Consider the following 12,448-nt stretch of genomic DNA (forward strand, 5'->3'; position numbering starts at 1 on the left):
CTCTTGCGGTTCCAGGGACTTTCGAAGGACAACAGGGGAGTGAGGTGTGCGGAGGGACGGGTCAGCCGGCGGCGCGGACCACCATGGCCGCGTTGAAGCCGCCCCGGCCGCGCGCCAGCACCAGCGCCGTGCGCAGGGGCGCGGGGCGGGCCTCGCCGGTGACCAGGTCCACGGGGCAGTCGGCGGCCGGCTCCGTCACGTGGACGGTCGGCGGGATCACCTGGTCCCGCAGCGCCAGCAGCGCCGCCGCCAGGTCCAGCGAGGCACCGCCGGCCGCCAGCCGCCCGGTCATCGTCTTCGGGGCGGTGACCGGCACACCGCGCGCGCCGAACAGCGCGGCGAGCGCCTCGGCCTCGGCCCGGTCGGCGTCCCGGCGGCCCGCCGCATCCGCGAACACCACGTCCACGTCGGCGGCGGCCAGCCCCGCGTCGGCCAGGGCCAGTTCGGCGGCCGCGCCCAGCCGCGGGGCGCCCTTGCCCCGCGGCGGGTCGAAGGTCGCCGCGTACCCGGCGACCGTGCCGTACCCGCGCACGCCGCGCGCACGGGCCGCGGCCGCGTCCTCCAGGACCAGCAGCGCGCCGCCCTCACCGGCGACATGGCCCGACGCGTCGGCGGAGAACGGCAGATACGCGCGGGTGGCGTCCTCGACGGTGCTCAGCTCGCCGCCGGCCAGGTGTGCCGCCCAGCCCCACGGGCACAGCGAGGAGTCCACGCCGCCGGTGAGCAGCACCGGGACGCCCTTGCGCAGCTGCCTGCGGGCCTGCGCGACCGCGTCGAGGCCGCCGGCCTGCTCGGTGACCAGCACCCCGCTGGGTCCGCGCAGCCCGTGCCGGATGGAGATCTGGCCGGTGTTGACGGCGTAGAACCAGGCGAACGACTGGTAGGCGCTGACGTGGTGGCCGCCCTTGCTCCACAGGGCCTGAAGCTCCCGCTGGCCGAACTCGAAGCCGCCCGCCGAGGCGGCGGTGACGACCCCCGCGGAGAAGTCGGGCAGCTCCGAGGCGTCGATACCGGCGTCGTCGAGGGCCTCCGCGGCGGCGGCGAGCGCCAGCCGCGTCATGTGGTCGGTCTGGGGGAGCAGCCGGCTGGAGACGTGCTCCGCCGGGTCGAAGCCGGGCACCTCACCGGCGAGCTTCGCCGGGTACTGGCCGGCGTCGAAGCGGGTGACGGGGCGGATGCCGCTCTCGCCGCGCAGGGTCGCGGCCCACCACGCCTCGGTGCCCAGGCCGTTGGGCGCGGTCACACCGAGGCCGGTGACCAGGGGCGCGGCCGGGGCGGCGTCCTCCGGGGCGGGGGCGGAGCGGTCGAGGGTCTGGGTGGTCATGCGGCCTCTCCCGTGCGCGGGCGGGTCAGGATCATCGCGCTCTGGAAACCGCCGAAGCCGCTGCCCACGCTGAGCACCGTGTCGGTGCGCTGTTCGCGGGCGGTCAGCGGGGTGTAGTCCAGGTCGCAGGCGGGGTCGGGGGTGTGCAGGTTGGCGGTGGGCGGCACGGTGTCGTGCTCGATCGCCAGCGCGCTGGCGGCGACCTCCAGGGAGCCGATGGCACCCAGGGAGTGCCCGACCATCGACTTGATGGAGCTGACCGGCACCTCGTAGGCGTGGCTGCCGAGGCTGCGCTTGAACGCCGCCGTCTCGTGGCGGTCGTTCTGCTTGGTGCCGGAGCCGTGGGCGTTGATGTAGTCGACGGCCGTGGGGTCGAGGCGGGCCTCGTCGAGGGCGACCCGGATCGCCTCCGCCATCTCGGTGCCGTCCTTCGTCAGGCCGGTCATGTGGTACGCGTTGCAGCGGGTGGCGAAGCCCGCGATCTCGGCGTAGACGTGCGCGCCCCGGCGGCGGGCGGCCTCGAACTCCTCCAGGATCAGCACCGCCGAGCCCTCGCCGAGCACGAAGCCGTTGCGGGAGGCGTCGAACGGGCGGGAGGCGGTCTCCGGCTCGTCGTTGCGGGGGGAGGTCGCCTTGATGGCGTCGAAGCAGGCCACCGTGATCGGGGAGATCGGCGCCTCCGTCGCGCCGGCGACCATCACGTCGGCGCTGCCCTCGCGGATCAGCTCGACGGCGTGCCCGATGGAGTCCAGGCCCGAGGTGCAGCCGGTGGAGACCATGGAGACGGGGCCCTGCGCGCCGGTCCGCCAGGCCACCTCGGCCGCCATGGAGCTGGGCACGAAGTAGTCGAACAGGTGCGGCACGGCGAGGGTGTGGTCCACCTGCCAGGTGGAGCCGCCCCGGCTGACGGTGTTGTACTCGCGGTCCAGGCCCATCGTGCAGCCGACGGCGCTGCCCAGGGTCACGCCCGTGCGCAGCGGGTCGAGGCTCTCGGCGTCGAGGCCGCTGTCGCGCAGTGCCTCGTCGGCGCTGACGAGGGCGAACTGGGCGGCCCGGTCGAGGCGTTCGGCCTCCTCGGGGGTGAAGCCGTGGAGCAGCGGGTCGAAGTCGGCCTCGGCGGCGATCCGGGACCGGAACGGCGAGGCGTCGAACAGGGTGATGCCCCGGGTGGCGGTGCGTCCGGCGGTCAGCAGCGACCAGAACTCCTTGGTGCCCACGCCGCCGGGGGCGACCACCCCGATACCGGTGATGACGACACGTCGGTTCATTGGCTGTCCTTCACGGGAGAGTCCTCCAGCTGGGGTGCGGTCCAGGCGGTCGGGTGGGTACGGGCGGCCCCGGCGGGCCCCGGCGTCCCGGCCCGGCGCTGCACGACCCGGCAGGCCCGGTCCAGCAGCCGCGGCAGCGCCGGGCCGCGCAGGAAGAAGTGGTCGCCGGGGAGCGTGCGTTCGACGAACGGGCCGGTGGTCCACTCCCGCCAGCCGGCCATCACCTCCCGCCCGGCGAGCGGGTCGAGGTCACCGGAGACGGCGAGCAGCGGCACCGACAGCGGGCCGTCGGCGGCCTCCCGCAGGGACTGGGCGAGCCGCAGGTCGTCGCGGATCACCTTCAGCGCCGAGCGCTGCCACACCCCGCCGCGCGGGGTGTCGGGCGGTACGGCGCCCGCCTCCCGCAGCGTCTCCATCAGCTGGCAGTCCGGCAGGTCGGCCGCCTGGACGAGCCGTACCCGGGCGTCCGGCGGCGGGCAGGCGCCCACGACCACCAGAGCGGGGGCCGGGCGTCCGGCCTGCTCCAGGGCGCGGGCCACCGAGTAGGCGATCATGCCGCCGAGGCTGTGCCCGTACAGGACGTAGGGGGAGCTGGGCACGGGTTTGTGGTGGCGCAGCAGGTCGGCGAAGAGGGCGCGGCGGCCGGTGACGCGGGTCTCGCGGCGGCGGGCGTCCCGGCCGGGCAGCAGCACCGGCACGGCCTCCACCTTGGGACCGAACTGCTCGGGCCAGCGGGCGAACGCGGAGGTGCCGGCGCCGGCGTGCGGGAAGCAGTACAGCCTCATGCCGCACCTCCCCGGGACGCGGCGTCGGCCTGCGGCTTCCACCAGTCGGGGCGGTCCCGGTACCAGGCGACGACCTCGCGCAGCCCCTCGTCGAGCGTGCGGCGGGGCGCGTAGCCGAGTTCGGCGCGGATCTTGCGGTCGTCGATGGCGTACCGCAGGTCGTGGCCCTTGCGGTCCTCGACGTACTCGACGGACGAGAAGTCGGCGCCGCACAGGTCCAGCAGCCGCTTCGTCATCTCCAGGTTGGTCAGGGCGGTGGCGCCGCCGATGTTGTAGATCTCCCCGGCCCGTCCGCCGGTGAGGACCAGCTGGACGGCCCGGCAGTGGTCGTCGACGTGCAGCCATTCGCGGACGTTGGAGCCGTCGCCGTAGAGCGGGACGCTCATGCCGCGCAGCAGCCGGGTCACGAAGTTCGGGATGAGCTTCTCGACGTGCTGGTGGGTGCCGTAGTTGTTGGTGCAGCGGGTGACGCGGACGTCGAGGCCGTGGGTGCGGTGGTAGGCGCGGGCCAGCAGGTCGGCGGCGGCCTTGGACGCCGAGTACGGCGAGTTCGGCAGCAGCGGCTCCTCCTCGGTCCACGCGCCGCTGTCGATCGAGCCGTACACCTCGTCGGTGGAGACCTGGACGACGGGCCCGACGCCGAGCCGCAGACAGGCGTCGAGCAGGCTCTGGGTGCCGAGCACGTTGGTGGTGACGAAGGCGGCGGCGCCGGCCACCGACCGGTCGACGTGCGACTCGGCCGCGAAGTGCACCACCGCGTCGTGCCCCGGCAGCAGATGGTCCAGCAGCTCGGAGTTGAGGATGTCGCCGCGCACGAAGTCCAGCCGGGGGTGGTCCATCGGCAGGTTGGCGGTGTTCCCGGCGTAGGACAGCTTGTCGAGGACGGTGACGCGGGCGTCCTCGTAGCCCTCGTAACCGCCGGCCAGCAGGGTGCGCACGTAGTGGGAGCCGATGAAGCCGGCGCCGCCGGTGACGAGGATCCTCATGCCGTCACCTCCGCGAGGCGCTCGGCGACGGACTTGCGCAGCGCCGCGACCACGGTGAGCACGTCGGCGTCGGACAGGCCCGGGTGCAGCGGCAGGCACAGGGTGCGGTCGGCCGCCCAGTCGGAGCCCGGCAGGCCGGGCTCGGGCGCGCCGTGCGCGTACGCCGGCACCTTGTGCAGCGGCGCGTAGCGGAAGGTGGTGTAGATGTCGGCGGCCAGCAGGTCGCTCGCCACGGCGTCCCGGATCCTCGGATCCATCTGCACCCAGTAGAAGTAGTACGTCGACTCGTGGCCCTCCGGCAGCGGCGGCGGCAGCAACAAGCCGTCGGCGTCGGCGAGTTCACGGTCGTAGAGGGCGACGATCTCCCGGCGGCGGCCGACCAGCTCGGGCAGCCGGCGCAGCTGCACCGCGCCGATGGCCGCGGTCATGTCGTTGCCGATGACCCGCCGGCCCGGCTCGGGGACGTCCAGCTCCCACCAGCGGGCCGACACCTTGGCGTAGCCGAAGCCGCTGGGCTGGACCAGACCGTGGTAGGCCAGGCGCCGCACGCGGGCGGCGCGTTCGGCGTCCTTGGCGTAGATCATGCCGCCGTCACCGGTGACCAGGACCTTCATGGCGTCGAAGCTCCACATGGCGAGGTCGCCGAAGGTGCCCACGGCCCTGCCGTCCACCCGGGAGGCCACCGAGCAGGCGGCGTCCTCGACCAGGGTGATGCCCCTTTCCCGGCACAGCTCGGCGATCCGAGTGATCTCGCCCGGGTAGCCGCCGTAGTGCAGCACGACCACCGCGCGGGTGCGGTCGGTCAGGGCGCGCTCGACGTCCTCGGCGGTGGGGTTGAGGGTGCGGGCGCCGACGTCGCAGAAGACCGGTGTCGCCCCGGTGGTCAGGATCGCGTTGGCCGCGGCGACGAAGCTGAGCGAGGGCAGGACGACCTCGTCGCCCCGCGTCAGGTCCAGCGACTCCAGCGCCAGGAACAGTCCGGCCGTACCGGAGTTGAGGAAGACGACGTGCTCGGCGTCCACCCCGAGGTGCGCGGCGAAGGCCGCCTCGAAGGCCTTGGTGCGGGGGCCGTGCCCGAGCCACCTGTCCTCGAACACATCGGCGATCGCGTTCAGTTCCTCAGCGCCCACCTGGGGCTGGAAGAGATTGATCATAGCCGCCTCTCAGGTCCTCGTGTCGGGGCCGACTCTGGGCGGATCCGCTCGACACGGGATCGAGCCGCGATGGTCGGCGCGATGGCGGACGGGCCGCCGCCGACGGCCCCGAGAGGTGTTCGAGCGCCGTTCCAGCGCCGGACGCGAACCTCCTGCCGCCAGGACCGGACTATCCAGGAGAGCTCATGTCGGAACAGGAGCGACGGGTCGCCGTCGTCACGGGTGCGACCAGCGGTATCGGCCTCGCGGTGACCCGGCTGCTGGCGCAGCAGGGCCATCGGGTGTTCCTCTGCGCGCGCGGCGAGGACGCCGTGCGCGACACGGTCAAGGAACTCGGCGAGGAAGGCCTGGAGGTGGACGGCGTCGCCTGCGACGTGCGCTCCGCCGACGACGTCAAGGCGTTCGTGCGGGCCGCGGTGGAACGCTTCGGCACCGTCGACGTGCTGGTGAACAACGCCGGCCGCAGCGGGGGCGGTGTGACCGCCGACCTCACCGACGAGCTGTGGGACGACGTCATCGACACCAACCTCAACAGCGTCTTCCGGATGACCCGCGAGGTCCTCACCACCGGCGGCATGCGCCACAAGGACCGCGGCCGGATCATCAACATCGCCTCCACCGCCGGCAAGCAGGGCGTGGTGCTCGGCGCCCCCTACTCGGCGTCCAAGCACGGCGTCGTCGGCTTCACCAAGGCCCTCGGCAACGAGCTCGCCCCCACCGGCATCACCGTCAACGCCGTGTGCCCCGGCTATGTCGAGACGCCCATGGCGCAGCGGGTGCGGCAGGGCTACGCCGACGCCTACGACACCACCGAGGACAAGATCCTGGAGAAGTTCCAGGCCAAGATCCCGCTCGGCCGCTACTCCACCCCCGAGGAGGTCGCCGGCCTCGTCGGCTACCTGGCCTCCGACACCGCCGCCTCCATCACCTCGCAGGCCCTGAACGTCTGCGGCGGCCTCGGCAACTTCTGACCAGCCCGACGAGAGGGACAAGGACATGACGACCCGTGAGGTAGAGCACGAGATCACCGTCGCCGCCCCGGCCGCCGAGCTGTACCGGCTGATCGCCGAGGTGGAGAACTGGCCCCGGATCTTCCCGCCGTCCATCTACGTCGACCACGTCGAGAAGGGCGAACGCGAGGAGCGCATCCGGATCTGGGCCACCGCCAACGGCGAGCCGAAGAACTGGACGTCGCGCCGCGTCCTGCACCCCGAGGAACTGCGCATCGAGTTCCGCCAGGAGGTCCCCGCCCCGCCGGTGGCCGCGATGGGCGGCACCTGGATCATCGAGCCGCTCGGTGACGAGGAATCCCGGGTGCGGCTGCTGCACGACTACTCCGCGATCGACGACGACCCCGAGCGGCTCGCCTGGATCGACGCGGCCGTGGACCGCAACAGCCGCGCCGAGCTGGCCTCCCTGAAGACCAACGCGGAACTCGCCGTGCGGGCCGTCGGGCTGACCCTCTCCTTCGAGGACAGCGTCCGCGTCGAAGGCTCCGCGAAGGACGTCTACGACTTCATCAACGAGGCCGACCGCTGGCGCGAGCGCCTCCCGCACGTCGCCGAGGTCTCCCTGCGCGAGGACACCCCGGGGCTCCAGGTGCTGCGCATGGACACCCTCACCAAGGACGGCTCCCAGCACACCACCGAGTCGATCCGCGTCTGCTTCCCCCACCACCGCATCGCCTACAAGCAGACCACCCTGCCCGCCCTGATGACCCTGCACACCGGGTACTGGCAGCTCGACGAGGACGAGGACGGCGTCACCACCGCCACCTCCCAGCACACCGTGGTCCTCAACGCCGACAACATCACCAAGATCCTCGGCCCGGACGCCGGGGTGCCCGAGGCCCGCGAGTTCATCCGCGGCGCCCTCGGCTCCAACAGCCGCGCCACGCTGGGCCACGCCAAGGAGTACGCCGAGAAGCGCAGGGCGGCCGCGCGATGAGCGAGCACTCACCGCGCACCTGGCTGGTCACCGGCGCCTCCCGTGGCCTCGGCCGGGCCATCACCGAGGTCGTGCTGGAGGCGGGCGACAGAGTCGTCGCCACCGCCCGCAAGCCCGAGACCCTCGACGACCTGGTCGAGCGGTACGGCGACCGCGTCGTCCCGCTCGCCCTCGACGTCACCGACCGCGCCGCCGTCCTCGCCACCGTCGCCGAGGCCGTCGAGCGGGCGGGCCGGATCGATGTCCTGCTCAACAACGCGGGGTACGGCCTCGCCGGGGGCGTCGAGGAGGTCGGCGAGCGCCAGGTACGGGACCAGTTCGACGTCAACTTCTTCGGCGCGCTGTGGGTCACCCAGGCCGTGCTGCCGGTGATGCGCCGTCAGCGTGCGGGCCACATCCTCCAGATGTCCAGCATCGCCGGGATCACGACCTACCCGAACCTCGGCATGTACTGCGCCGGCAAGTGGGCCCTGGAGGGCATGAGCGAGGCCCTGGCGCAGGAGGTCGCGGGCTTCGGCATCCGCGTCACGATCGTCGAGCCCGGCGAGTTCCGCACCGAGTGGAGCGCCGGAAGCCTGGTCCGTGCCACGCCCATGCCCGAGTACGACGAGGTGCTCGCGCGGCGCAGGCACGGGCTGTCCGGGGCGTACGCCCACCTCCAGCCCGGCGATCCCCGCAAGGCGGGCGAGGCCCTGCTGAAGCTGCTCGACGCGGACCGGCCGCCGCTCAGGCTGCTGCTGGGCAACAGCGCCGCCGACCTCGCACCCCGCGCCCTGCGGGACCGCCTCGCGGAGTGGGAGGAGTGGGACGCGCTGACCCGCACGACGGACCACGACGAAACGGACACCCGACCGTGACCCCGACCGCGCGCCCGGCGACCAAGCGGGCCCCGGCCGCCGACCCACCACCGGCCTCCCCCGGCAGACCGGTCGGCCCCGGCCCGGGAACGCGGTCCGCCTCTCCGGACGCGCCGGGTGTTCCGCCGACCGGGGCACGGCCCGTCTCCTCGGGGACGCCGGGCCGCGTGGCCGCCGGCGCCCGCCCCGGCAGGCCGGGTGAGCCGGGCGCGGGGGCGCGGTCCGCCTCTCCTGGTGCGTCGGGTGTTCCGTCGGTCGGGGCGCGGCCCGTTTCCCCGGGGACGTCGGGCAGCCTGCCCGTCGGGTCATGGCCCGGCTCGCGGGGCGCCTCTGGGGCGGCGGCTCTGTCCGGTGCCGCCTTGGGCGTGGCGGTGCGGGCCGGCGGGCCGGGGCGGTTCCTTCGCGGAGTCGGCCTGCGTGCCCGGCGGGTCGCCTGGCGCGCGGTCCTGTCCCTGCGGCCGCTCGCGCTGGGCGTCTGCGCCTTCGCGCAGGCCGCCGCCGTCGCCTGGGTCGCGTACGAGCGGACACGTCCGCCCGCCCCGCAGCCCGGCGACCACGCCTGGTGGCACGGCGGCGGCCCGTCCGCCGTCGGCCACACCGCGCACGCCGGCGGCCACGGCGGGGACGCGAGCGGGCCCGTGCTGTACCTCGCGCTCGCCACGGCCGCCCTGTACCTGCTGCTGCCCCTGTTCGCCCTCGCCGCACACACCGTGCGGCACCTGGGCGGCGGCGCGTGGACCTTCGCCGTCGTGGGCGGCGCGGTGAGCGCGGCCGTCGCCGTGCCCGTCACCGCGCTCGCGGTCGCCCTGACCCCCGGCGCGCCCGCCGGGTCGTGGGCCGCGGCGGGCGACCACGCCCTGACCGCGCTGCGCATCTGCGCCCCGGCCGGTCTGCTGCTCGCCGTCGCCGTCGGGGTCCCGTCGAGCGCACGGCGACGGGCGGACCGTCCGCCGAGACTCGTGGAGAAGAGAACCCGATCATGCTGAACCGACGCCATCTGCTCAAGGCCGCCGTCGTGGGCGGCGCCGCCGCCCTGTTCCCCTGGGAGGGTCTGACCGGCAGCGGGTCCGCCGCCGCGGCCGGCGACCTCGCGGAGACGGCCCCCTTCGCGCACGCCATGCCGGTGCCGAAGACCCTCGCCCCCCTCGCCCGCAGCGCCACCGCCGACGTCTACGAGATGCGGATGCGGGAGGCCGACGTCGAGATCGTCAAGGGGCTGACCTCCCGGGTCCGCACCTTCGACGGCACGTTCCCCGGCCCCACCATCAAGGCGTGCCGCGGCCGGGCGGTGGAGGTGCGCCAGTACAACGACCTGACCGTGAACACCGCCGTCCACCTGCACGGCGGCGAGGTCCTCTCCCAGCACGACGGCCTCCCGATGGACGTCATCGCGCCCGGCGCGAACCGGACGTACCACTACCCGAACCAGCAGCGGGCGGCCTCCCTCTGGTACCACGACCACGCCCACCACCTGGAGGCCGAGAACGTCTACAAGGGCCTGCACGGGCTCTACCTGATCAGCGACCCCGAGGAGAAGAAGCTGCCGCTGCCCCGCGGCGCCTTCGACGTGCCGCTGGTCATCCGCGACGCCCGGGTGGAGACCGACGGCACCCTGCGCTACACCCGCCCCTCCGACTGCCCCCACATGCTGGTCAACGGCAAGGAGCGGCCGTACTTCAAGGTCGCCGCCCGCAAGTACCGGCTGCGCCTCTACAACGCCTGCGCCAACCGCTACATCAGGCTGCGGTTCGCCGACGGCACGCCGTTCACCCAGATCGCCTCGGACGGCGGTCTGCTGGAACGCCCGGTGCAGCGCGACGAGTTGCTGATGCTGGGCGGCGAACGCGTCGAGGTCGTCGTGGACTTCTCCCGCTACGCCGTGGGCCAGTCGGTGGTGCTGGAGAACACCGGCGCCCTGCCCACCGAGCGCCCGGAGGTGCTCCGCTTCGACGTCGACCGCAGGAGCACCGACAACAGCGAGGTCCCGGCGCGGCTGTCCACCCTGCCGCCGGTACCGCGGGGCACGGTGGAACGGGACTTCGAACTGCGCACGTTCCCCGCGATGACCATCAACGGCGTCAGCTACGACCCGGACCGCGTCGACGTGGCGACCACCGTCGGCAGCAGCGAGATCTGGACGATCCGCAACGTGGAGGCGCCGCTGGCCGCGCCGCCGGACTTCCACCTGTACCACAGCTTCCACACCCATCTGACGTACTTCCGGGTGCTGGAGCGCAACGGCGCACCGGCCGGCGTGCGGGACTCGGGGCTGAAGGACACCGTGTGCCTGGGCCCCGGCGAGACCGTGAAGATCGCCATGACCTGGGGCCCCTACACCGGCCAGTACCTCTACCACTGCCACCAGCTCGGCCACTCCTCCGGCGGCCAGATGGGACGCATCGACATCAACCCGGCCTGAACACCCGCCTCCGGGCCCCTCGGCAGCGCTGCCGGACCGTCCGCCCCGACGGCCCGGCGGCGCTGCCGTGCCCGCCCGCCCCGGCCGGCCGGGAGGACCCCGTGCCGGGCGCCGGAACATGGCCGGATCTCGAGCGGAATTCGAGGAGGCCGGGATCAGGGGCTCCTAGGTTGCCCTCATGCAGACTTCGCCCCCCGAACGGCTGGACCGCAAGCTCCTCGTCCTCGCGGGCACCCTCCTCATCGGTGCCATCGCGTCCCTCCTGGACTCGACCATCGTCAGTGTCGCCCTGAACGACATCGGTGAGGAACTGGACGCGTCCGAGACCGCGCTGTCCTGGGTCAACACCTCCTACCTGCTGACCCTGGCCCTGGTTACCCCGCTCGTCGGCTGGGCCGTGGACCGCTTCGGCGACAAGCGGATGTGGATGTTCGCCCTCGTGGTGTTCCTGGCCGGCTCGGTGCTGTGCGGGCTGGCCTGGTCGGTGGAGAGCCTGATCGCCTTCCGGGTCGTCAAGGGCATCGGCGGCGGCATGGTGCTGCCGATGGTGCAGGCGATCCTCGCTGAGGCGGCCGGGCCCAAGCGCTTCGGCCGGGTGATGAGCCTGGTCGGCATCCCCGGGCAACTGGCCCCCATCATGGGCCCGGTGGCCGGCGGTCTGATCATCGACGCGGCGGGCTGGCGGTGGATCTTCTTCGTCAACGTGCCCGTCATCCTCGTCGCCCTCGCCCTCGCCTGGAAGGTGCTGCCCTCCTCGGGCGAGCGGCGCGCCACCCGCGTCGACCGCGTCGGCATGCTGCTCCTGCCGCCCGGCATGGTCGCCCTGGTCTACGGCTTCTCCCGGGTCCGTGACGTGTCCCAGCTGACGAACCCGTTCACCCTCGGGGTGCTGCTGGCCGGCCTCGCCCTGGTGGCCGGGTTCTGTGTGCACTCCGCGCGCTCCGCGGACCCGCTGCTGGACGTACGGCTGTTCCGCTCCCGGGTGTTCTCCACCTCGTCGGCGCTGATCCTGCTGCACGGCGTGGCCATCTACGGCACCCTCTTCGTGCTGCCGCTGTACTACACGCGGGTGCTGGGCCACGACAGCTCCACCACCGGCTGGCTGCTCGCCCCGCAGGGCCTCGGCATGCTGATCGGCATCTCGCTGGCCGGGGCGCTCACCGACCGGTACGACCCGCGCACCCTCATCCTCGGCAGCACCGTCGTCGCCGCCCTCGGCACCGTCGCCTTCACCCAGCTCGCCGAGCGGCCCGACGACCTGCTGCTCGGCCTGTCCCTGTGTGTGCGGGGCCTCGGCCTGGGCGTCATCGGTGTCGCGGTCATCACCACCGCCTACCGCGACGTCCCCGCCGACCGCATCGCCCGGGGCACCGTGCTCATCGCGGTCGGACAGCGCGTCGGTGCGTCCTTCGGCACGGCCGTGGTGGCCCTGCTGCTGTCCGTCGGCCTCACCGCCGCGCCCGGCGGGAGCGGGGCGGGGGCGGGGGACGCGGCCGCGTACGGGGACACGTTCTGGTGGGTGCTGGGCCTGGTCGCGCTGATGCTGCTGCCGGCGCTCCTCATGCCGCCCAAGCCGCGCGAGCCGGAGCCGGACGCGGAGCGGGAGGAGGAGCAGCCGGCGGAGTCAGGACACCACTGACCACTGGTACGCCCCCGAGAACAGACCACCGGTACGCCCCGACAGGAGACCGCCCGGTCGTCCCCGTGG

General features: G+C 73.6%; 11 protein-coding genes. 6 read left to right on the plus strand and 5 right to left on the minus strand.

Annotation, left to right across the window (positions count from 1 at the left end; translation table 11 throughout):
* Positions 1-61 precede the first annotated feature (61 nt).
* From ACZ4Z2_RS04375 to ACZ4Z2_RS04395, 5 genes are read right to left on the minus strand one after another with little or no spacing between them, the layout of a single operon-like run.
* Positions 62-1,324, minus strand: coding sequence for a ketosynthase chain-length factor (locus tag ACZ4Z2_RS04375; RefSeq protein WP_468072202.1), 1,263 nt, complete (start codon positions 1,322-1,324; stop codon positions 62-64).
* Complete coding sequence (locus tag ACZ4Z2_RS04380) at positions 1,321-2,592, minus strand: beta-ketoacyl-[acyl-carrier-protein] synthase family protein (RefSeq protein ID WP_468072204.1); 1,272 nt, start codon at positions 2,590-2,592, stop codon at positions 1,321-1,323. Before ACZ4Z2_RS04380 ends, ACZ4Z2_RS04375 begins: the two co-directional genes overlap by 4 nt.
* The gene (locus tag ACZ4Z2_RS04385) at positions 2,589-3,377 is read right to left on the minus strand and encodes a thioesterase II family protein (RefSeq protein ID WP_468072206.1); all 789 of its coding nucleotides are present in this window, start codon (positions 3,375-3,377) and stop codon (positions 2,589-2,591) included. The genes ACZ4Z2_RS04380 and ACZ4Z2_RS04385 overlap by 4 nt, the downstream gene beginning before the upstream one ends.
* Complete coding sequence (gene rfbB / locus ACZ4Z2_RS04390) at positions 3,374-4,363, minus strand: dTDP-glucose 4,6-dehydratase (RefSeq protein ID WP_468072208.1); 990 nt, start codon at positions 4,361-4,363, stop codon at positions 3,374-3,376. Before rfbB ends, ACZ4Z2_RS04385 begins: the two co-directional genes overlap by 4 nt.
* Positions 4,360-5,517 (minus strand): DegT/DnrJ/EryC1/StrS family aminotransferase, encoded by a 1,158-nt coding sequence (locus ACZ4Z2_RS04395; RefSeq protein ID WP_468072210.1) that lies wholly within the window; start codon positions 5,515-5,517, stop codon positions 4,360-4,362. Before ACZ4Z2_RS04395 ends, rfbB begins: the two co-directional genes overlap by 4 nt.
* A gap of 185 nt (positions 5,518-5,702) precedes the next feature.
* On the opposite strand from ACZ4Z2_RS04395, the gene ACZ4Z2_RS04400 reads away from it, so the two are divergent.
* The 6 genes from ACZ4Z2_RS04400 to ACZ4Z2_RS04425 all read left to right on the plus strand — a co-directional run bounded on the left by ACZ4Z2_RS04400 (position 5,703) and on the right by ACZ4Z2_RS04425 (position 12,379).
* Positions 5,703-6,488 (plus strand): 3-oxoacyl-ACP reductase, encoded by a 786-nt coding sequence (locus tag ACZ4Z2_RS04400; protein ID WP_468072211.1) that lies wholly within the window; start codon positions 5,703-5,705, stop codon positions 6,486-6,488.
* Between the two features lie 25 nt (positions 6,489-6,513).
* Positions 6,514-7,464: an aromatase/cyclase gene (locus tag ACZ4Z2_RS04405; RefSeq protein ID WP_468072212.1), complete on the plus strand. Its 951-nt coding sequence runs from the start codon at positions 6,514-6,516 to the stop codon at positions 7,462-7,464.
* Positions 7,461-8,321: an SDR family oxidoreductase gene (locus tag ACZ4Z2_RS04410; RefSeq protein WP_468072214.1), complete on the plus strand. Its 861-nt coding sequence runs from the start codon at positions 7,461-7,463 to the stop codon at positions 8,319-8,321. The genes ACZ4Z2_RS04405 and ACZ4Z2_RS04410 overlap by 4 nt, the downstream gene beginning before the upstream one ends.
* Before the next feature lie 359 nt (positions 8,322-8,680).
* Positions 8,681-9,307 carry a hypothetical protein gene (locus ACZ4Z2_RS04415; RefSeq protein ID WP_468072216.1) on the plus strand — a complete coding sequence of 209 codons (627 nt, stop codon included), beginning with the start codon at positions 8,681-8,683 and terminating at the stop codon, positions 9,305-9,307.
* Positions 9,301-10,740, plus strand: coding sequence for a multicopper oxidase family protein (locus tag ACZ4Z2_RS04420; RefSeq protein WP_468072218.1), 1,440 nt, complete (start codon positions 9,301-9,303; stop codon positions 10,738-10,740). Before ACZ4Z2_RS04415 ends, ACZ4Z2_RS04420 begins: the two co-directional genes overlap by 7 nt.
* Positions 10,741-10,918: 178 nt before the next feature.
* A complete protein-coding gene (locus ACZ4Z2_RS04425) occupies positions 10,919-12,379 on the plus strand; it encodes an MDR family MFS transporter (RefSeq protein ID WP_468072220.1) in 1,461 nt (486 codons plus the stop codon).
* The last annotated feature ends 69 nt before the right edge of the window (positions 12,380-12,448 follow it).

Source organism: Streptomyces sp. NPDC030183, from assembly GCF_055573455.1.

What these genes read in the sequence shown, in the direction of transcription:
- ACZ4Z2_RS04400 (WP_468072211.1), top strand. Translation starts at nt 5,703, where the DNA reads ATGTCGGAACAGGAGCGACGGGTCGCCGTCGTCACGGGTGCGACCAGC.
- ACZ4Z2_RS04380 (WP_468072204.1), bottom strand. Translation starts at nt 2,592, where the DNA reads ATGAACCGACGTGTCGTCATCACCGGTATCGGGGTGGTCGCCCCCGGC.
- ACZ4Z2_RS04375 (WP_468072202.1), bottom strand. Translation starts at nt 1,324, where the DNA reads ATGACCACCCAGACCCTCGACCGCTCCGCCCCCGCCCCGGAGGACGCC.
- ACZ4Z2_RS04405 (WP_468072212.1), top strand. Translation starts at nt 6,514, where the DNA reads ATGACGACCCGTGAGGTAGAGCACGAGATCACCGTCGCCGCCCCGGCC.
- ACZ4Z2_RS04420 (WP_468072218.1), top strand. Translation starts at nt 9,301, where the DNA reads ATGCTGAACCGACGCCATCTGCTCAAGGCCGCCGTCGTGGGCGGCGCC.
- ACZ4Z2_RS04385 (WP_468072206.1), bottom strand. Translation starts at nt 3,377, where the DNA reads ATGAGGCTGTACTGCTTCCCGCACGCCGGCGCCGGCACCTCCGCGTTC.
- rfbB (WP_468072208.1), bottom strand. Translation starts at nt 4,363, where the DNA reads ATGAGGATCCTCGTCACCGGCGGCGCCGGCTTCATCGGCTCCCACTAC.
- ACZ4Z2_RS04395 (WP_468072210.1), bottom strand. Translation starts at nt 5,517, where the DNA reads ATGATCAATCTCTTCCAGCCCCAGGTGGGCGCTGAGGAACTGAACGCG.
- ACZ4Z2_RS04410 (WP_468072214.1), top strand. Translation starts at nt 7,461, where the DNA reads ATGAGCGAGCACTCACCGCGCACCTGGCTGGTCACCGGCGCCTCCCGT.
- ACZ4Z2_RS04425 (WP_468072220.1), top strand. Translation starts at nt 10,919, where the DNA reads ATGCAGACTTCGCCCCCCGAACGGCTGGACCGCAAGCTCCTCGTCCTC.